The sequence below is a fragment of the Streptomyces sp. TLI_55 genome, from assembly GCF_900206255.1.
Classification (GTDB): Bacteria; Actinomycetota; Actinomycetes; order Streptomycetales; family Streptomycetaceae; genus Streptomyces; species Streptomyces aquilus.
In genome coordinates this window covers 879,232-897,679 of sequence record NZ_OAOJ01000001.1, presented here as the reverse complement: position 1 = coordinate 897,679, position 18,448 = coordinate 879,232, and the positions used below count along the sequence as shown (strand labels likewise).

Here is an 18,448-nt window from a genome sequence, read left to right as displayed (position 1 = left end):
ACGGAGCGCTCATCATTGATCACCGATCGCGCTCTGGCTACGGTTTGAGGGGTCCCGTCCCGTCAGGACGACTGATCCAGCCACGTCCCACCAGCGGCGGAACTCAGCCCTCCGCCGACCGGACGACGTCCGCGAGGGCCGTGGCGGGCCGGCCGGTGAGGCGGGGCACGGCGTCGCTGACACCGGCGAGTTCACCGGCCGCGATCGCCGTGTACGTCGACACCCACGCGTCGACCTGCCAGGGCGGGGCGCCGTAGGAGGCACGGGAGGCGTAGGCCTCCTCGACCGTCTCCGGGTGATAGGTGACCGTGCGGCCCCCGACCTCGGTGAGGATCGCCGCGGCCTCCGCCAGCGACAGGGACTCCGGACCGGTGAGGTCGTACACGGCACCGGCGTGGTCGTCCGGCCGGGCCAGGACCGCCGCGGCGGCCTCCGCGATGTCGTCCTGGGCGACGAACGCCGCCCGCCCGTCACCTGCCGGGCCCCGGATGACCCCGTCCTCGCCCACCAGGGCCGGCACGAAGTCGGCGTACATGTTGTCCCGCAGGAACGTGTACGCCAGCCCGGTGGCCCGGATGTGCTCCTCGGTGTGGAAGTGGTCGCGGGCCAGCGTGAACGTGGCGTCGGGTGCCGCGCCGAAGAAGGAGACGTAGACGAGATGCCGTACTCCGGCCGCGACGGCGGCGTCCACGAACGTCCTGTGCTCGGCGAGCCGGTCGGCGCTCTCGGACGCGGACACCATGAACACGGTGGACGCTCCGGCGAGACCGCGCACGATGGCGTCGTGATCGACGTACTCAGCCCGGACCGCGGTGGCACCGGGAAGCGCGGGCGCCCGGTCGGGGCTGCGCACGAGGAGCCGCTGTTCGGTGCCCCGCTCGGCGAGGATGCGGGCGACCCGTCCACCGAGGCGACCTGTGGCACCGGTGACGACGACTGGCTGGTCCGGCGTGGTGGTCATGGCTGACATCACGTCCCTCGGTGATCGCGTTCAGGAGTCCGCCCGCAACCTACTCCCTGGCGGGGGCGGGCGAGGGGACGCCCAGGGGCATCGGTGTGCCTGACTTCGGGGTGACGGCCGTATGTACGGGGGCCGGGTTTGGGTCCTGGAGACACAGAATTGAGCAGTCTTCCAGCTTACCTGGCGACGGAAAGCGGCCAGGTCGAGGCAGCGGTCCGTCGTGGGTCAACGGCGAGACCGACGGGAGGAGTTGCCTTCGCCCCGGGAGGCGAGGAGCTTCTGGGCTGCGCGGGTCAAGCCCATCGCCTGGTAGGTGGCGGCAAGGTCCTGGAGGGTGTTTCGCGTGATCGGATGGTCGGCGCCGAGCATACGGCGGCTGCGCGTGAGAGCGTCCTCCAGGAGCACGGTCGCTTCGCGACGCTGATAGCCGAGGCGGTTCAGGATGACAGCCAGGACGCGAACCGCCTCAAGGGTCGTCGGGTGGTCCTCGCCCAGGGTGTGGCGGAGCCTGAGCAGGCAGGCCTCGGCCAGCGGTCGGGCCTCTGCCTGTTCGCCGAGATCGCTCACCGTAACGGCGAGAGCGCTGGCGACAGTGAGGGAAATCGGGTGGTCGTCACCCAGGATGCGACGGCAACGCTCCAGTACGTCCTGGGCCAGCAGGCGGGCTTGAAGGTGTTCTTGCAGCGAACGGAAGGTGACGACCAGGCCATAGGCCGAGCTGAGCGTGTCGGGGTGGTCCTCGCCCAGAACACGACGCTGCCGGGCAAGGATGTCTTCGAGCAGTCGGCGTGCCTCCCCGGGCTCGTCGAGCGCGACGAGGGTGACGGCCAGGCCGGCCGAAGAGGCAAGGGTGAACGGGTTCTCCTCGCCGAGCATCCGCCGACTTCGCTGGAGAGCGTCCTCGTACAGGTGGCGTGCCTCCTCGTACTCGGCAAGGTGAGCGCGGAGTTCGGCCACGCCGGTCGTGCTGGCGATAGTGTCGGGATGGTCCTCGCCGAGGACGCGGCGGCGGCGTTCGAGGACGTCCCGGGCCAGTTCGTGAGCATGGGCGTACTGACCGACTGCTGCCTCCGCCTCCGCAAGCGAGGCGGCCCACGCCAGGGTGTCGGGGTGATCCGCCCCGAGGCGGCTGCTCCACAGCTCGTGGAACCCCGTAGTCACCCGCTGGGCCTTCAGGACTCGGCCGCTGCGCGTCAGATAGCGGACCGACCCCAACAGCGTGTGGCACAGGGCGAACTGGCCGGATTCGTCAAGGATCGGGCGTCCCAGGAGGTGCGCGGTCACGGCCTCCCACTGAGGCCAGAGTTCGGGAAGATCGGGGGAGCCAGGCGCCGCTGCCTCCAGGACAGAAGTGACCCCCTCGCGCAGTTCGGCTGCCCGCGCCGGCTCCACCTGGCCCCGTTGGACGGTCTGCGTCAGACGATGGATCTGGAAACAGTTCTCGTCGACACGGACCAGTCCGTGGCGCGCGAGGGGCGTCAGGAGGTCGCTCGGCGACCTGTCGTCGTCGGTGTCGGCAGAGAGCGGCCTCCGCATGTGCTTCAGCCAGGCGAGGGGAATCGGATCGGGGCCGAAGAAGGCACCGAAGTCGAGGAGTTGGACGGAGTCCGGATGGTCGAGGGCGAGGCGCTCGGCGGAGAGCCTCACCACAGACACCAAGGACACGGGATAGTCGTGGCCCTCACCGAACCGCAGCAGCTCCGCGTCGCCGGACAGGAGGTACGCACGGTAGCTGTCTACAGGCATGCCTTCGGCCACCACACCGACAGCCTGGGCGAGGGCCAAGGGCAGGTCACCGAGCTGCTCGGCCAGTGCATTCGCCTGCGCTTCGCTGATATCAGGCAACTGGCGTGTCAGATAGAGCACGGAGTCGGCGCGGGAGAAGGTGTCCAGGGCGACGCTGCGCGAGAGGCTGCGCCAGGAGGGGTTGCGTGAGGTGATGAGGACGTGGCCGGGGCCTTCGGGGAGCCAGGGCCGCAAGGCGGAGGGGTCTTCGGAATTGTCGAAGATGATGAGCCAGCGGCCGCGCTCACGCAGGTGATCCAGTGCTGTTCGGGCGTTGTGCTTGATGCCGGTTTCCTGAAAGGTGAGTCCCAGTCGGTCCGCCAACTCGGCATACGCGGCGGGTAGTCGGTCGGTCTGTTCCGCGGCGATCCACCAGACGATGTCGTACTGACCGGCGAAGCGATGGGCGTACTCCACCGCGATCTGGCTCTTGCCGACCCCGCCCAGACCGTGCAGCACCTGAATCGAGGGCCGGTTGTCTTCGAGCAGGGCTTCCCGTACATGCCTGAGCACGTCCTCACGACCGACGAAGTCGGCGTTGCGGCGCCGGACGTTCCATGCATGAGGTGCGTGCACGGCGCTCGGGAGTCTCGGCGCCATCGGGTGACTCCGTTCGGGCGTGGCGGGAAACCGAGGGCGTTCCGCCGGAGGCGTCGGATCCGAGACGGCCCTCAACAGCGCTGAGAGGGCCTCCGGCTCCTCCATGCTGTGGAGATCGCTGCGCACATGGGCAGCCAGCAACGCCGGAATGTCGCGGGGTTCCAGAGGTTCGACCACGAGGGGGATGAGGCGGCCCTCGCCCGCGATCGCCGAGACCGCCTCCATTTCGGTCCAATGCCCCTGCTCGAAATAGGCCCTTGAGAACAGCGCCACCACCGTGTCCGCACGCTCGAGCGCCTCACTCGTCCGCCAGACGAGGTTGTCGCCCACCCTCCAGTGCCAGACGTCGAGTTCCACCCCGAACCCCGCCTCTTGCAGCTGCCAAGCCACCCACTCGGCCCAGGCGCGGTCCGCCCCCGCGTAGCTGATGAACACCCTCTCCCGGCCGTCAGCCTCGTCGCCGGACTCCTCCTGCGGAGCTCGCGCGGCCTCAACCGTCGCCCCCATCCGCATAAGGTCGCCGCGAGAGGCCCTGGCATATGCCTCCCCCTCCGCCACCACCGTCACGCCGCCCTGCCGCGCCGGGTCGGCCAGCACACCCCGCACACTGCGCGGGCTCCCGAAGCGAGGCCGTAGATAGGCGGTGACCTGAGTCCGCACCAGCTCCCGAACCGCCTCGACGTCATCCCGGTACTGCGCGCCGAGCAGCGCCTCACGCACCTCCGGGTCGAACTCGAACCGCAGCTCCCCGAGCACGGAAGGTTCCGCCGTACGACGCAGAAGCCCCCCTAGGAACACCTCGGCCAGATCCCCCCGCGACGCATCCCCCAGCATCGCCCGCTGCACCAGCCGGGCCAGCGGAACGGTCACCGGCGAGTGGGCCGACAGCAGACCCGCCAGCTTCCAGGCATGTGGAGACGCGGTGACGCGGAACCGGCGGATCGTCTCCGCCGCCCCCGCCGGTACCACGGAACGCCGAGGCGCAGCCCGGCCCACCCCTGGCACGAACAGCGCGGCCGACTTCGTCCATCGGCCACTGCCGGAAGTCATCTCCGCCCAGGCCCGCAAGGATCGTGGTACGAGATCCACCACCGGCACCGGGATGCCCGTCGAGCCGGGGTCGGTCGGCACCAGACGTTCGGATCGCCAGCGGCTGTTGGGCAGCCCCGGCTGGGGAATGTGGAGGCGGGCGGGCGTCGGCACCAGCCCGACGCGGCTCCACAGCGCCGCCGGCAGCAGATGGGCGAGGGCCACCTGGGAGTGCCGGGCCCAATCGGCCAGCAGCCGGTGCGCCGCGCCGGTGCGCCACATCGTCCCGGCTGTGTCACTGAGGACGACGATCAACTGAGCGCCTGCCGGATCGACGACCTCGCGCGGATGACGTGCGGGACGGTTCGCCGCGGGATGCGGGCGCAGCTCGACGGCGTCGCCGTCGGCCGAGGGCAGCAGGTTCCAGCGCCGCAGGTTGCGGAAGGCACCCAGGCGTGCCACTTCGTGCTGGAGCTCGTGGATCTCGTCCTGCCACAGGCTCATGGAGGGACCGGAGTCGACCACGAGGGCCAGGCTGAGCCACCGCGCAGGTTCGGGCCGCAGGACAGGGAGCAGGATGTCCTCGTCCACCACCCGTGCCACGGTGGCCTCTTCGTCGAGCTCGAAGGCTGTCCGGGACGGGACCTTGCGGGTGAGCGGCTTCAACGCCCTGGTCAGCGCCAGGGTATGGGGGAGCGAGCCCGCGGCCGGGATCCGTACGGGTGTGCCGCCAGGGCCGGCGGAACCTTCGTCATGGTCGCCTCCGGGGACGTGGATGTCCACGAGGTCCTCGTCCGCGGGAACCACTTCATAGTCCGGCCCGGATTCCGCCTCCGCTGGGGTGTGCTCGGTGGGTCCCCCGGGTGCGGAGCCGGACGCGGATCCTTCGTCCGTCCCGTCGCCCGCGTCCCCGGGCGCCAGGCCCTGCGGCAGCACCTGCTGGGCCAGCCACAGTATGTCCGCCAGCTCCTCGGGCGTCGGGTCGTCCACCCCGCCTTGGGCCAGCAGGGCCAACAGATCGGAGATCACTGGGCGTCGGGTCCACTCAGCCGGTGCATGGTCGCCTCGGCCAGTCGGGCGAGGTCCTCGGGCGCGGTCCAGGCTCCGGCGAGGCGGAGTTGCACGGCGTTGAGGAGCTGGTCGGTCGCCAGCTCACCGCTGCTGCGCCGCTTGAGGAAGGTCTCGATGACTCCGCCCTCGGCCCGGGCCGCGTCGGCGGCCTCCTGACCGATGCGGCGTACGAGGATGCGGTGGAGCTTGTCCTCGTTGGGCAGGGGCAGGTTGAGCCGGATGCAGCGGCGCAGGAACGCGGGCGGGAACTCACGCTCGCCGTTGCTGGTGAGAACCACGATCGGGAACGCGTGGCAACGCACCCTGCCGTTCGTGATCCGGGCCAGGCCCGACTGGTCGTCGGTGCTCACGCAGACCTGCGGTGAGTCGTCCGACATGCGCACGAGCTCCGGGATGTCGAAGCTGCCCTCGTCCAGGACGGTCAACAGGTCACCCGGCAGATCGATGTCGCCCTTGTCGATCTCGTCGATGAGCAGGACACGCGGGCGTGCGGTGGGTACGAAGGCGGTTCCCAGGGGCCCGAGTTGAAGATACCGGCCGATGCCGGTGGCCCGCTCCGTGCCGGAACGCCCTTCGATCCTCCGCGGGCGTGCGCCCGCCGGTCGCAGTAGTGGTGAGCGTTGCGGCCGCAGACGTCCAGGGCCCGACAACCGCCGAAGGTTGGCGTCCTCAAGGCGGCGCAGGGCGTCGTAACGGTACAGCCCGTCCCGCAGTGTGGTCCGGCTGGTGACCGTCCAACGCAATACCGGGCCGAGCTCCAGGTCCTCCGCGATGCTGTGCGCGAGCGTCGACTTGCCGACTCCCGGCACCCCGGTGACCAGCAGCGGGCGACGCAGCAGAAGCGCGGTGTTGACGAGGTCGATCTCCGGGGTGTCGGCGATGTAACCGGCGCCCCGCTCTTTGCCGGCCTCGGTCAGCGAGGGGACCGTGTAGTCCTCATCGATCTCGCCGTCGAACACGCGCCAGTCCGGCCGGTGTGCGGCGAGCCGGTCCAGCCGCTCCGCGGTCTGGCCCTCGCCCTTGTAGATCCACCAGTCGTTCACGGCACCTCCGGTCATGGGCGTTTCAGGTACGGGGCGGTCCATCAGGCGAAGCTTGCGTCGGAGTAGGGCATGTTCTTGAGAGGGTGGTTCGGATCGTCCCAGAGCAGGACGAGCCCGGGATCGTCGTCACTTCGGCGTAATGTCTTCACCGATCGCGGCAGTTGTCTGACGTGCTCGGCGCTCTCCAGGGTCAGCAGTTCTGGCAGAGCGGCCGCTCCGGAGCGGCCTGCCCGCCGCCACACGATGACGGGCATGCCGAGGTGGAGCGCGGCGCGCCGGGCTGGTCCGGCTTCCTCCGCCGCGATCGCCACGCAGGCGGGATGGTGCTCCCACTGCTCCCAGTGGTCGCGATGCGTGCTCAGCCGGCCGAGTTCCTCGGCGTCGAGCCAGTGGGCGGCCGGCTTGTCGTCCTGCGCATCCGGATCGTTGAGCCATTCCCAACGGGCCCACCACAGATCGTGGAAGTGCGCGATGTTGTTCCGCGCCTCGGGGCAGCTGACCCACACGTCGAACCGCGCGCCCAGCTTCCACGGTTCGTCCACGCCGAGCTTGCACAGCCATTGGTCGAAATCGGTCTCCAACAACGTCTCACTGACCGCGAATTCGATGCCCTTGAGTTCCAGGGGGCGGCGGAAATCCGCCTCCTCGCTGCGCAGTGCCCGGGCGTGGCGCTGTAGGCCGTCCAGGCACTGCTCCATGAGCTCGGGCATGCTGTCCAGCGGAACGCTGAGGCTTTGGGAGGCGTCCTCGTGAGGGTGCACCCGCTTCCACTGTGAGGGGTCGGACGGCGAGTACAGCGAGATGTCGACGAACACCTGGGCCGGATCCTGAGGATTCTGATCGAGTTGTACGAGCAGTGCGACCTCGAATGTGGTGAGATTCGGCACGCGCGGCAGATCGCTGAGCCCGAAACGTTCCCGGACCTCACGCACCCATGCACGCAACGCACCTGCGCGTCTGGCGCCTTGGGGCACCCCGCCGGTCCTGAAGCCGGTCGCGAGGGCGTGCGCGAAAGCCACCACCTTCGGCATCGCGGCACCGGCCTGTTCACGTGCGTCCAGGTCCCGCGCCCAGTCGTAGAGGTCCTCGGCGGGGGGCGGGAACGGCGCGGCCGCCCCAGCCGCGTCTCCTTGTACGCGAAAGGACCATCGGTACGCCTTCTCGGCCCAGGCAGGCGGAATCGTGCCGCGCAGCTGGTCTTCGAGTCCTTGCCAGGCCTGTGCGTCCAAGGTCGCGGGGGAGCGCGGGGCGTCAGCCGGCTCAGGCGGCGGGACGAGCGTCAAGAGCGCGTGCAGCAGCGCACTTTTGAGATCCTCCGGGCTGTTGACCTCCTTCAGCATGACCCCGCTGTCGCGCAGTTCCTTCCTGAACTCCTCCTGCCGCTCGCCGTGTTCGCACCTGAGCGCGTTCCAGGGCAGCCTCAGATCTGGGCTCTCTTCGGAGAGCAGGAACACAAGACGAGGCTTCCCGAGCTTCGTGGCCTCGCGGAACTCCAACTGGGTGTAGGAGAGATGCTCCTCGTCGCGTACCGGTGACCCGTAGCGGAAACCGATGATCCCCACATAGACGTCGGACTGACCGACCTCTTCCCGGCAGGCATGGGCGGGTAGCTGGTCGCGAGCAGCGAAGTACGCCATGTCGATGCAGACGTCCCGAGCAGAGCTGACGGCCTTCTCCGCTGCTGCGACATACGACAGATCGGCCGGATGCTGCCGTAACTCCGAGGTATGACTGAGAAACACCAGCCGCTTGGTCACGCACCCACCCCGTAGTCAACGCCCCGCCTGAACAGCCCGTTTCACCAGAGTAGTCACTGGGGGTCCCCCATGCGTACGAGTTGGGGACGCCCCGCCCCCTTCCATCAGGTCAACTGTCCCGGACCCTTGACTCATAACTCGCAAGTAGCCATCCTCGTCCCACAGATTTGCGCCGGTCATGACAAAGACGCATGGCCGCCGACCGAGGGACGTGGGTCATGACCAAACCTCGACGCCCGTACGGCAGACGCAAACACGTCACCGTCGTGTCGCTCCTCCTCCTCGTGCTCGCCATCGCCCTCGGACCCACCCCGAGCTCCGCGGCCGCGAGCGACTGGTGGAACCCGACCGCACGTCCCGCGCCGGACGCGCAGATCAACGTCACCGGCGAGCCGTTCACCGGCACCGACTCCGCCGGTGAGGTACGGGGGTTCGTCGACGCCCACAACCACCTCTTCTCCAACGAGGCCTTCGGCGGCCGGCTCATCTGCGGCAAGGTCTTCTCCCCGCAGGGCGTCGCCGACGCGCTCAAGGACTGTCCCGAGCACTACCCCGACGGCACCCTCGCGATCTTCGACTACATCACCCACGGCGGCGACGGCAGGCACGACCCGGTCGGCTGGCCGACGTTCAAGGACTGGCCGGCGTACGACTCGATGACGCACCAGGCCGACTACTACGCCTGGCTCGAGCGCGCCTGGCGTGGCGGGCAGCGGGTGCTCGTCAACGACCTCGTCACCAACGGCGTGATCTGCTCGGTCTACCCCTTCAAGGACCGCAGCTGTGACGAGATGACCTCGATCCGGTTGCAGGCCAAGATGACCTACCAGCTCCAGGACTACATCGACGCGATGTACGGCGGCCCCGGCAAGGGCTGGTTCCGGATCGTCACCGACACCGCCCAGGCCCGGCAGGTGATCAAGGCGGGCAAGCTCGCCGTCGTCCTCGGCGTCGAGACCTCCGAGCCCTTCGGCTGCAAGCAGATCCTCGACATCCCGCAGTGCAGCAAGGCGGACATCGACAAGGGGCTCGACGAGCTCTACGACCTCGGCGTGCGCAGCATGTTCCTGTGCCACAAGCTCGACAACGCGCTGTGCGGCGTCCGCTTCGACGAGGGCGGGCTCGGAACGGCCATCAACGTCGGGCAGTTCCTGTCCACCGGCACCTTCTGGAAGACCGAGAAGTGCAAGGGCCCCCAGCACGACAACCCCATCGGCACCGCCCCCTCCGCCGCGGAGGCGGACCTGCCCGCGGGCACCGAGGTGCCGACCTACGCCGACGACGCGCAGTGCAACGTCCGCGGGCTCACCGACCTCGGTGAGTACGCCGTGAAGGGCATGATGCAGCGCAAGATGATGCTCGAGATCGATCACATGAGCGTCAAGGCCGTCGGCCAGGCCCTTGACCTGTTCGAGGCCGCCGACTACCCGGGCGTGCTCTCCTCGCACAGCTGGATGGACCTCAACTGGACCGAACGCGTCTACTCCCTCGGCGGGTTCGTCGCCCAGTACATGCACGGCTCCGAGGGCTTCGTCGCCGAGGCCGCCCGCACCTCCGCGCTGCGCGAGAAGTACGGCGTCGGCTACGGCTTCGGCACCGACTTCAACGGCGTCGGAGACCACCCCGGGCCGCGCGGCGCGAACACCTCGAACCCGGTGAAGTACCCGTTCAAGAGCGTCGACGGCGGCTCCGTCATCGACAAGCAGACCACCGGCTCACGCACCTTCGACTACAACACCGACGGCGCCGCCCACGTCGGCATGATCCCCGACTGGATCGAGGACATCCGGCAGGTCGGCGGGCAGGACGTCGTGGGCGACCTCTTCCGGGGCGCCGAGTCCTACCTCGACACCTGGGGCGCCACCGAGCAGCACCAGGCCGGCGTCAACCTCGCCGAGGGGCGGACGGCGACGGCCAGTTCCTCGGAGTGGAACCCGTTCACCAGCTACCAGCCGGGCCGCGCCGTCGACGGCGACGACGGCACCCGCTGGGCCAGCGACTGGAGCGACGACCAGTCGTGGCAGGTGGACCTGGGCGCCACCCACCTCGTCTCCCGCGTCACCCTCGACTGGGAGCGGGCGTACGGCAAGTCGTACCGGATCGAACTGTCCACCGACGGCACGAACTGGACGACCGCCTGGTCCACCACCTCCGGCGACGGCGGCCTCGACACGGCCAAGTTCACCGGGACGCCCGCCCGTTACGTCCGGGTCCACGGCCTCGACCGCGGCACCGACTGGGGATACTCGCTCTACGAAGTCGGCGTCCACAGCGCCTGACACCACAACGGGGGACGCGCACATGGCACGCATGCCGTCGGCACAACGGCGTCGGCAGCTCACCGAGGCGGCGATCCGGGCGATGGCCCGGGACGGCGTGGCCCGGACCACGACCCGTTCCATCGCCGCCGAGGCGGGCGTCTCCCTGAGCGTCTTCCACTACTGCTTCGACTCCAAGCAGGAGCTGGTCGAGTCGGTCATCACGACCATCACCGACCACTACGTCGGCATAGTGCAGGAGGCCCTGAAACCCAGGGCCTCCCTGGAGGAGACCGTCCGGGCCGGCTTCCAGGCGTACTGGGACCACGTACGCGCCCACCCCGACGAGCACATGCTCACCTACGAACTCACCCAGTACGCCCTGCGGCAACCGGGGTTCGAGCATCTGGCCAGACGCCAGTACGAGCTCTACGGCGAGCTCTACACCGGCATCATCGAGCAGCTGTCCACCACCATGGGCTTCCAACTCCGCGTGCCGGTCCCGGCGTTGGCCCGCTATCTCGCCGCCATGACCGACGGCCTGACCCTCAACTACCTGGTCCTCGGTGACGAGGACGCCTGGACGGACATCCTCGACACCGTCACCGCCCATATCGCCGGCCTGGTCTCCGCCTAGGCGCGCAGCGGGTTCGTCCCGGTCGCCGCCAGCAGGTACCAGGCGGTCGCGCCCGTGTGCCGGTACGGGTAGTAGCCGAACCCGAAACCGGTGTCGAGCGGGCTGCTCGCCGAGACGACACCGGACCCGGCGGCCACGGGACGGGAGCCCAACGTCTGCCCGCCGCCCAGAAGTTCCTGCGCGCGCTCGATGGAGGCGAGCAGGTTCCGGGCGCGCTTCTCGTCCCCGGCGGCACACCGGTCGCGCAGGGCGAGGGCGAGGTGGGCCGTGCCCTCGAACCACACGCCGTCGCGGTCCGGCTTGGGCTGGCCGGAGGCGATCGGCGCGTCCTCGTTCGCCAGCAGACTGGCCGAGCTGAAGGTCACTCCCGCGTACGACTGGCCCGCCGGCACCGTGCTGTTGGGGCGGTCGGCCGAGTCCAGGACGGCGAGTTCGCGCGAGGCCCAGTCCAACGAGTGTGCGTGGGCGGCGGAGTTGAGGGCCAGGTGGGTCCAGGTCTGGGTGTCCTCGGGGATCGGGGACTTGTTGATCGTCACACCGTCGTCGGTACCGGTGTAGAAGAAGCCGCCGGCCGGCTCCCACATCTTCTCGACGAATTCCCTTGCCACCGAACGCCGTTCGCGCCACACCCGGTCCCCGGTCAGCCGCGCGAGCTGCCCGAACAGGCCGATCAGGTCGGTGTTGTGCTCGGTCGAGGTGAAGGGCAGCCTCGCGTTCGCCCCGTCGACCCCGAACTTGAAGCCGCCGAGCGGCTCGGCGGTGCGGCCCACCCGGTCGATCCACTCACCGATCCGCACGGCGCCCGCCAGGAACCGGCGTTCCCCGGTGCGCCGGGTGAGCGCGGCCAGCGCGATCCCGGCCCACGCCATGTCGCCCACCGCCGTACCGGTGAAGCCGAACTGCCAACCCACGTTGGCCTTGCCGTCCGCCCGGACGAACCCGTCCGGCTGCGGGGAGCCGTCGTAGAAGGTGTACGGGCCCATGTTGTACGCCTGCCGCAGCCGCCCGTCGTCGTGGTCGGGGTCGTTGGCCTGCGCGTACAGGAGCGCGTCCCCGAGCACCGTCGCCCGGGACGTGCCGTCCCCCGAACGGCCCGCGAGCAGCGCCAGGATCGTCAGCGCGTTGTCGTAGGTGAACGCCGTGCTGAACAGGCCGGCTTGGTCGGTGTAGCTCTGCGCCAGCCGGAGCGTGCCGTGCTCCGGATAGGCGTCCATGGCGGCGGCGAGGAAGGCCTGCGCGCGATGCCGGGCGGCGCCCGGGCGCTGCGGCGCCGCTCCCGCCGTACCCCCACCGGCCGCGGTGAGGACCGCGGCGCCCGCCCCGAGTCCGGTCCCGATGAGTGCGCGACGGCTGAGGGTCATGGGTCTCCTAGAGGGGATGCACGAAGAGATCTGAGAGCGCTCTCAAAGGCGCGCGCTCATTCTGCTGTCACCACACGCCCCGGTCAACGGATGCGCACGGCCGGCAAGTTGAGGAACACGAAAGCGGCCCCAGGAAATCCTGGGGCCGCTTCGCGAGGAACGGGGATCAGACCGCCGTCGACGGGAACGTCGGGTACTCCACCCCGGAGACGTGCTGCACGACCCGGATCACCTGGCAGGAGTAGCCGAACTCGTTGTCGTACCAGAGGTAGAGGATCGCGTTGTCGCCGTCGACCTTCGTCGCGCCGGCGTCGACGATCGACGCGTGGCGCGAGCCGACGAAGTCCATGGAGACGGCGTCGGGAGCGGTGGTGAAGTCGATCTGGCGCTTCAGCGGCGAGTTCAGCGAGACGTCGCGCAGATAGCCGAGGACCTCCTCGCGGGTGGTCTCGCGGCCCAGCCGCAGGCTGAGGATGGCGATCGACACGTCCGGCACCGGCACGCGGATGGAGCTGCCGGTGATCGGGGCCTTGAGGTCGGGCAGTGCCTTGGCGACGGCCGAGGCGGCGCCCGTCTCCGTGATCACCATGTTGAGCGGCGCGGAACGGCCGCGGCGGTCGGCCTTGTGGTAGTTGTCCAGCAGGTTCTGGTCGTTGGTGAACGAGTGGACCGTCTCGACATGGCCGCGCAGCACGCCGTACTCGTCGTCCATCGCCTTCAGCGGCGGCACGATCGCGTTGGTGGTGCAGGACGCGCAGGACAGGATCTGCTCGTCCGGCTTCACGGTGTGGTGGTTGACGCCGTGCACGATGTTCGGGACGTCGCCCTTGCCGGGCGCGGTGAGCACGACCTTGTCGATGCCGGGACGCAGATGCTGCGAGAGGCCCTCGCGGTCGCGCCACTTGCCGGTGTTGTCGATGAGGATCGCGTTCTTGATGCCGTACGCCGTGTAGTCGACCTCGGACGGGTCGTTGGCGTAGATCACCTTGATCGCGTTGCCGTTGGCGGTGATCGTGTCGGTCGCCTCGTCGACGGTGATCGTGCCCTGGAACTGGCCGTGGATGGAGTCGCGGCGCAGCAGCGAGGCCCGCTTGATGAGGTCCTGGTCGCCGCCGCCGCGGACCACGATGGCGCGCAGCCGCAGACCGTTGCCGGAGCCGGACTTCTCGATGAGCAGGCGGGCGACGAGGCGGCCGATGCGGCCGAAGCCGTACAGGACGACGTCGCGGCCCTCGCCGCGCTCGATCTTGTTGGCGCCGGTGGCACCGGCGACGGCCTCGGCGGTGAAGGCCTCGACGGTCAGGCCGCGGTCGTCGGCGCGGTAGGTCGCGGCGAGCATGCCGATGTCGATCTGGGACGGGCCGAGGTCGAGGGTGGTGAGCGCCTGGAGGAAGGGCAGCGTCTCGGTGACCGACAGCTCCTCGCCGGCGATCTGCCGGGCGAAGCGGTGGGTCTTGAGGATGCTGACCACCGACTTGTTCACCAGGGAGCGGCTGTGCAGCAGGACGGTGACGTCCCGCTCGCGGTGCAGCTTCCCGATGATCGGGATCATCGACTCCGCGATCTCCTCGCGGGTCTTCCAGTTGGTGAACGAGTCCTCGTTGACAGTCACAAGATCCATCTTTCGAGCTAGGCAGCGCTCATATGTTAACCACATGTTCGTTTGACCCCTTGAACGGGGTGGGGTCTCCCGCCCGTACCAGCGGGCACAGGGCCGCGTGCCCCGCCAGACCACGCCACACCGATCCAAGGGACGGACCACATGAACGCAAGCGCATCCATCGGCGTCACCGGACTGGGCGTGATGGGCCGCAACCTGGCGCGGAACTTCGCCCGCCACGGAGCCACGGTCGCCGTCCACAACCGTTCGGCCGGACGGACCCGCGCGCTGGTCCAGGAGTTCGGGCACGAGGGCACCTTCGTGGCCGCCGAGTCGGCCGAGGAGTTCGTCGCCGCGCTCGAACGCCCCCGGAAGCTGATCATCATGGTGCAGGCCGGCCCCGCCACCGACGCGGTGATCGAGGAGTTCGTCCCGCTCCTCGACGCCGGCGACATCGTCGTCGACGGCGGCAACGCCCACTTCGCCGACACCCGCCGCCGCGAGGCCGCCCTGCGCGAGCGCGGCCTGCACTTCGTCGGCACCGGCATCTCCGGCGGCGAGGAGGGCGCGCTGAGCGGCCCGTCCGTGATGGTCGGCGGATCCACGGAGGCGTATGCCCTCCTGGGCCCCCTCTTCGAGGACATCAGCGCCCACGTCGACGGCGAGCCCTGCGCCGCCCACATCGGCACCGACGGCGCCGGGCACTTCGTGAAGATGGTCCACAACGGCATCGAGTACGCCGACATGCAGCTCATCGCCGAGGCGTACGACTTGTTGCGCCAGGTCGCCGGGTACACGCCGGCCGAGATCGCGGACGTCTTCCGCCGGTGGAACGCGGGCCGCCTCGGCTCGTACCTGATCGAGATCACCGCCGAGGTCCTCGCCCACACCGACCAGGCCACCGGCGCGCCCTTCATCGACGTCGTCGCGGACGCCGCCGGCCAGAAGGGCACCGGCCGCTGGACGGTCCAGACGGCCCTGGACCTCGCCTCCCCGGTCACCGCGGTCGCCCAGGCCACCTTCGCCCGCGCTGCCTCCGGGCAGTCGGACCTGCGGGCCGCGTACCGAGGCCTCCCCGGCGGCACCACCCCGCCGCTCAGCCGCACCGAGGCCGAGCGCTTCACCTCCCAGGTGGAACACGCGCTGTACGCCTCCAAGGTCATCGCCTACGACCAGGGCTGGACGATGATCCAGGACGCCGCCGCGGAGTACGGCTGGAAGATCGACCTCGGTGCCGTCGCCCGCATCTGGCGCGGCGGCTGCATCATCCGGGCCGCCTTCCTGGACCGCATCCGCGCGGCCTACGCCGCCGACCGGGACCTGGTCAGCCTGCTCGGCGAGATGGAGTTCGCCATGGAGATCACCGACGCCCAGGTCCCCTGGCGGGAGACGGTCGCCTCCGCGACCCGCCGCGGCATCCCCGTCCCGGCCATCTCGGCAGCCCTGGCCCACTACGACACCCTCCGCGCCGAACGCCTGCCCGCCGCCCTCCTCCAGGCCCAGCGCGACTACTTCGGCGCCCACACGTACGCGCGCGTGGACCGCCCCGGCGCCTTCCACACCCACTGGGCCGCGCCGGGCCGCCCGGAGACGGCGAACTGACGCCAGCGCTCCCCGAGCAGAAGGGAATGGCCCCGGCACGCAACCAGTGCGGGCCCAGCGCCCTCCTATCTGCTGAACCACACTGCAGACACAGGACGTTCACAGGGGGAGTACGCCGTGGCAGAGCTGTCCCGCCGCCGGTTCGTGGTCTACACGCTGGCGGCGTCCACGCTGACCGTCGCGGCCCCCCTCGGCTGCGACGCGCCGGCGGCCGAGGGCGCGACGACCCGGCACTCCGACGTCGTCGTGACCGGCACCGACGACGAGATGCTGGTCCTGGAGATCACCCGGGACAACAAGGTCGTCGTACGACTGCCGCGCGTCGAGGTCGGCCAGGGCGTCACCACCGCCGTCGCCATGATGATCGCCGAGGAACTCGACGCCCGGCTCACCGACGTCCACATCCCGCTGGCCGAGGCCCGGACCAAGGGCAACCAGTACACCGGCGGCTCCAGCTCGGTCAGTTCGCTGTACGGCCCCGCCCGCAACCTCGCCGCCACGGCCCGCGCCCGACTCGTCACCGCCGCGGCGCGGCGCTGGCGGCTGCCCGCGCGCGTGCTGCGCACCCGGGACACCATGGTCGTCGCCCCGGACGGCCGCACCGCCACCTTCGGCTCGCTCACCGAGACCGCGGCCCGGGTCCGCCGTCCCCGGGTGTCCAGCAAGCCCAAACCGGCGTCCCGGCACCGCGTGATCGGACACCCGACGACCCGCATCGACGCCCGCGACATCGTCACCGGTCGCGCGCGCTTCACCGGGGACCTGTCGGCGGCGTCGGCGAAGCCGACCGTGGTGGCCCGCCCGCCCACGCTCGGCGGCAAGGTCGTCTCGGTGGACGACCGCGCGGCCCGAGCCCTGCCCGGTGTCCTGCGAGTGGTCAGGATTCCCGGGGGAGTTGCCGTGGTCGCGGACTCCTTCCACTACGCGTTCAAGGCACGGGACGCTCTCAAGATCACCTGGTCTCCCGGTCCGCTGGCGGGCCTGTCCGACGCGGCCATCCGCTCGCGGTTGCGGGCCGCGGTCCCGCCGCTCGGCAGACCGCCGCGTGGATCGGCCCAGTTGGAGGAGCGGTTCGAGTTCGCCTTCGTCAGCCATGCCCCGATGGAGGTCCTCACCGCCGTCGCGGACGTACGGGCCCGCCGTGCCGAGATCTGGTTCTCCTCCCAGTCGCCGATGGGCGCGCGGGAGGACATCGCCTCGGCGGTCGGGCTGCCGTCGTCCGCCGTACGCGTCCATGTCGTGCGCGGCGGCGGCTCGTTCGGGCGCCGGCTGGACCACGACGCGGCCATGGAGGCGGCCCTCATCTCCAAGAAGGCGCGCCTCCCGGTGAAGCTGATGTGGAGCCGCGCCGACGACATCAAGCACGGCCGGATGCGCCCCGCCTTCCAGCACCGCATCCGGGTCAGCCACGCCGAGGGCCGTGTCGTCGCCTTCGCCCACGCGACGGCCTCGGTGAGCGAGGCGTGGGAGGGGAAGTCCGCGCAGGGCGGGATCAAGGGAGCCGCCCTTTCCGCCGCCGGCTCCCCGGTGCCCAGTGACAGCGGCCTCTACAACTTCGGGAAACTGTCCGGGGATTCGGGCTCCGTCGAGCTGGCGATGCCGCTCGGCGCCTGGCGGTCGGTCGACTCCGGGACCGTGCGGACGGCCGAGGAGATCGTCGTCGACGAGATCGCCCGCACCCTCGGCAAGGACCCCGTGGCGTTCCGCCGTACGACACTGCGCGGCAAGGCCGTCAAAGCGGTCCTCGACAAGGTCGCCACCGCCGGACAGTGGGGCCGGACGATGCCCGCGGGACAGGCCCAGGGTGTCGCCGTCCACGAGGAGTACGGGTCCTGCGTGGCCTGCCTGGTGGAGATCGACGCCGCCGACCCCAAGAACCCCCGGGTGACCAAGGTCGTGATGGCGGCCGACGTCGGGACGGCCGTCAACCCGAGCGGACTGGAGGCCCAGCTCATGGGCACGGCGGTCGACGGCATCTCCACGATCCTGTGGGCCGGCCTCCACATCGACCGCGGTGCCGTCCGCGAGAGCAGCTACGCCGACTTCCACTGGGCCCGCCAACGCCACGCCCCCCTCCACTTCGAGGCCCACATCCTGCCCACGGGCGGCGAGCCGGGCGGCGCCGGTGAACTCGGCGTCCCCGCGGCGGCCGGCGCCGTCGCCAACGCCTACGCCCGCGCCACCGGCACCAAACCCCGTCGCTTCCCCCTCGACTTCTGACCGCTGGAAGGCCTCTGATGCCCCGTCACACCTTCGTCCTCAACGGCGAACATGTCACCGTCGACGCCCCCGACGACATGCCGCTGCTGTGGGTGCTGCGCGACCTGCTGGACGTCACCGGACCCAAGTACGGCTGCGGTGTGGGGGTGTGCCGCGCCTGTACGAGCCATCTCGACGGCGCCGAGATACAGCCCTGCGTGGTCCCCGTCGCCGACTGCGCGCGACGCGAGGTCACCACCATCGAGGGCCTCGCCGACGGCGACACCCTGCACCCCGTGCAGCAGGCCTGGCTCGACTGCGACGTCTCCCAGTGCGGCTTCTGCCAGCCGGGCCAGATCATGGCCGCGGCCGCCCTGCTGAAGAGGACGCCCGAGCCGACGGACGCCGACATCGACGCGATCGAGAACGTGTGCCGCTGCGGGACGTACTCCCGCATCCGGGAGGCGATCAAGAAGGCGGCGACCGCTGGAGACTGACTCACCTGGGTAAGGTCCACTCAGCCACAAGTGGACAGGTAGGTCGCT

At 70.1% G+C, this 18,448-nt stretch carries 11 protein-coding genes; 5 read left to right on the top strand and 6 right to left on the bottom strand.

The genetic code is table 11. From position 1 onward, the window contains the following. Positions 1–103 precede the first annotated feature (103 nt). From CRP56_RS04300 to CRP56_RS04285, 4 genes are all read right to left on the bottom strand, one after another. The gene (locus CRP56_RS04300) at positions 104–970 is read right to left on the bottom strand and encodes an SDR family oxidoreductase (protein WP_097260361.1); all 867 of its coding nucleotides are present in this window, start codon (positions 968–970) and stop codon (positions 104–106) included. Between the two features lie 216 nt (positions 971–1,186). Beyond that, positions 1,187–5,404 (bottom strand): FxSxx-COOH system tetratricopeptide repeat protein, encoded by a 4,218-nt coding sequence (gene fxsT / locus CRP56_RS04295; RefSeq protein ID WP_097260358.1) that lies wholly within the window; start codon positions 5,402–5,404, stop codon positions 1,187–1,189. Continuing rightward, positions 5,401–6,504, bottom strand: a complete 1,104-nt coding sequence (locus tag CRP56_RS04290; protein ID WP_097260356.1) for an AAA family ATPase — start codon at positions 6,502–6,504, stop codon at positions 5,401–5,403. Before CRP56_RS04290 ends, fxsT begins: the two co-directional genes overlap by 4 nt. Before the next feature lie 26 nt (positions 6,505–6,530). After that, positions 6,531–8,246, bottom strand: coding sequence for a VMAP-C domain-containing protein (locus tag CRP56_RS04285; RefSeq protein WP_097260354.1), 1,716 nt, complete (start codon positions 8,244–8,246; stop codon positions 6,531–6,533). A 218-nt stretch (positions 8,247–8,464) separates the two neighbouring features. On the opposite strand from CRP56_RS04285, the gene CRP56_RS04280 reads away from it, so the two are divergent. Both CRP56_RS04280 and CRP56_RS04275 read left to right on the top strand, forming a co-directional pair. Then, positions 8,465–10,525: a galactose-binding domain-containing protein gene (locus CRP56_RS04280; protein WP_097273713.1), complete on the top strand. Its 2,061-nt coding sequence runs from the start codon at positions 8,465–8,467 to the stop codon at positions 10,523–10,525. Between the two features lie 22 nt (positions 10,526–10,547). Beyond that, the gene (locus tag CRP56_RS04275; protein ID WP_097260352.1) at positions 10,548–11,141 is read left to right on the top strand and encodes a TetR/AcrR family transcriptional regulator; all 594 of its coding nucleotides are present in this window, start codon (positions 10,548–10,550) and stop codon (positions 11,139–11,141) included. On the opposite strand, the gene CRP56_RS04270 is transcribed toward CRP56_RS04275, so the two are convergent. Next, complete coding sequence (locus CRP56_RS04270; protein ID WP_097260350.1) at positions 11,138–12,502, bottom strand: Tat pathway signal sequence domain protein; 1,365 nt, start codon at positions 12,500–12,502, stop codon at positions 11,138–11,140. The two genes, CRP56_RS04275 and CRP56_RS04270, sit on opposite strands and share 4 nt — an antisense overlap. A 166-nt stretch (positions 12,503–12,668) precedes the next feature. After that, positions 12,669–14,114 carry a glyceraldehyde-3-phosphate dehydrogenase gene (locus CRP56_RS04265; RefSeq protein ID WP_097260347.1) on the bottom strand — a complete coding sequence of 482 codons (1,446 nt, stop codon included), beginning with the start codon at positions 14,112–14,114 and terminating at the stop codon, positions 12,669–12,671. Between the two features lie 150 nt (positions 14,115–14,264). On the opposite strand from CRP56_RS04265, the gene gndA reads away from it, so the two are divergent. The 3 genes from gndA (at position 14,265) to CRP56_RS04250 (ending at position 18,400) form a co-directional block, all read left to right on the top strand. After that, on the top strand, positions 14,265–15,704 hold the full coding sequence (gene gndA / locus CRP56_RS04260; RefSeq protein WP_097260345.1) for an NADP-dependent phosphogluconate dehydrogenase: 1,440 nt from the start codon (positions 14,265–14,267) through the stop codon (positions 15,702–15,704). 126 nt (positions 15,705–15,830) lie between these two features. Continuing rightward, a complete protein-coding gene (locus CRP56_RS04255; protein WP_373559748.1) occupies positions 15,831–17,924 on the top strand; it encodes a xanthine dehydrogenase family protein molybdopterin-binding subunit in 2,094 nt (697 codons plus the stop codon). A 17-nt stretch (positions 17,925–17,941) separates the two neighbouring features. Next, a complete protein-coding gene (locus CRP56_RS04250) occupies positions 17,942–18,400 on the top strand; it encodes a (2Fe-2S)-binding protein (RefSeq protein WP_097260343.1) in 459 nt (152 codons plus the stop codon). Positions 18,401–18,448: the final 48 nt, after the last annotated feature.

Coding starts and splice junctions, on each gene's coding strand:
- CRP56_RS04300 (WP_097260361.1), bottom strand. CDS start 970: ATGTCAGCCATGACCACCACGCCGGACCAGCCAGTCGTCGTCACCGGT.
- CRP56_RS04290 (WP_097260356.1), bottom strand. CDS start 6,504: ATGACCGGAGGTGCCGTGAACGACTGGTGGATCTACAAGGGCGAGGGC.
- CRP56_RS04280 (WP_097273713.1), top strand. CDS start 8,465: ATGACCAAACCTCGACGCCCGTACGGCAGACGCAAACACGTCACCGTC.
- CRP56_RS04275 (WP_097260352.1), top strand. CDS start 10,548: ATGGCACGCATGCCGTCGGCACAACGGCGTCGGCAGCTCACCGAGGCG.
- CRP56_RS04270 (WP_097260350.1), bottom strand. CDS start 12,502: ATGACCCTCAGCCGTCGCGCACTCATCGGGACCGGACTCGGGGCGGGC.
- gndA (WP_097260345.1), top strand. CDS start 14,265: ATGAACGCAAGCGCATCCATCGGCGTCACCGGACTGGGCGTGATGGGC.
- CRP56_RS04250 (WP_097260343.1), top strand. CDS start 17,942: ATGCCCCGTCACACCTTCGTCCTCAACGGCGAACATGTCACCGTCGAC.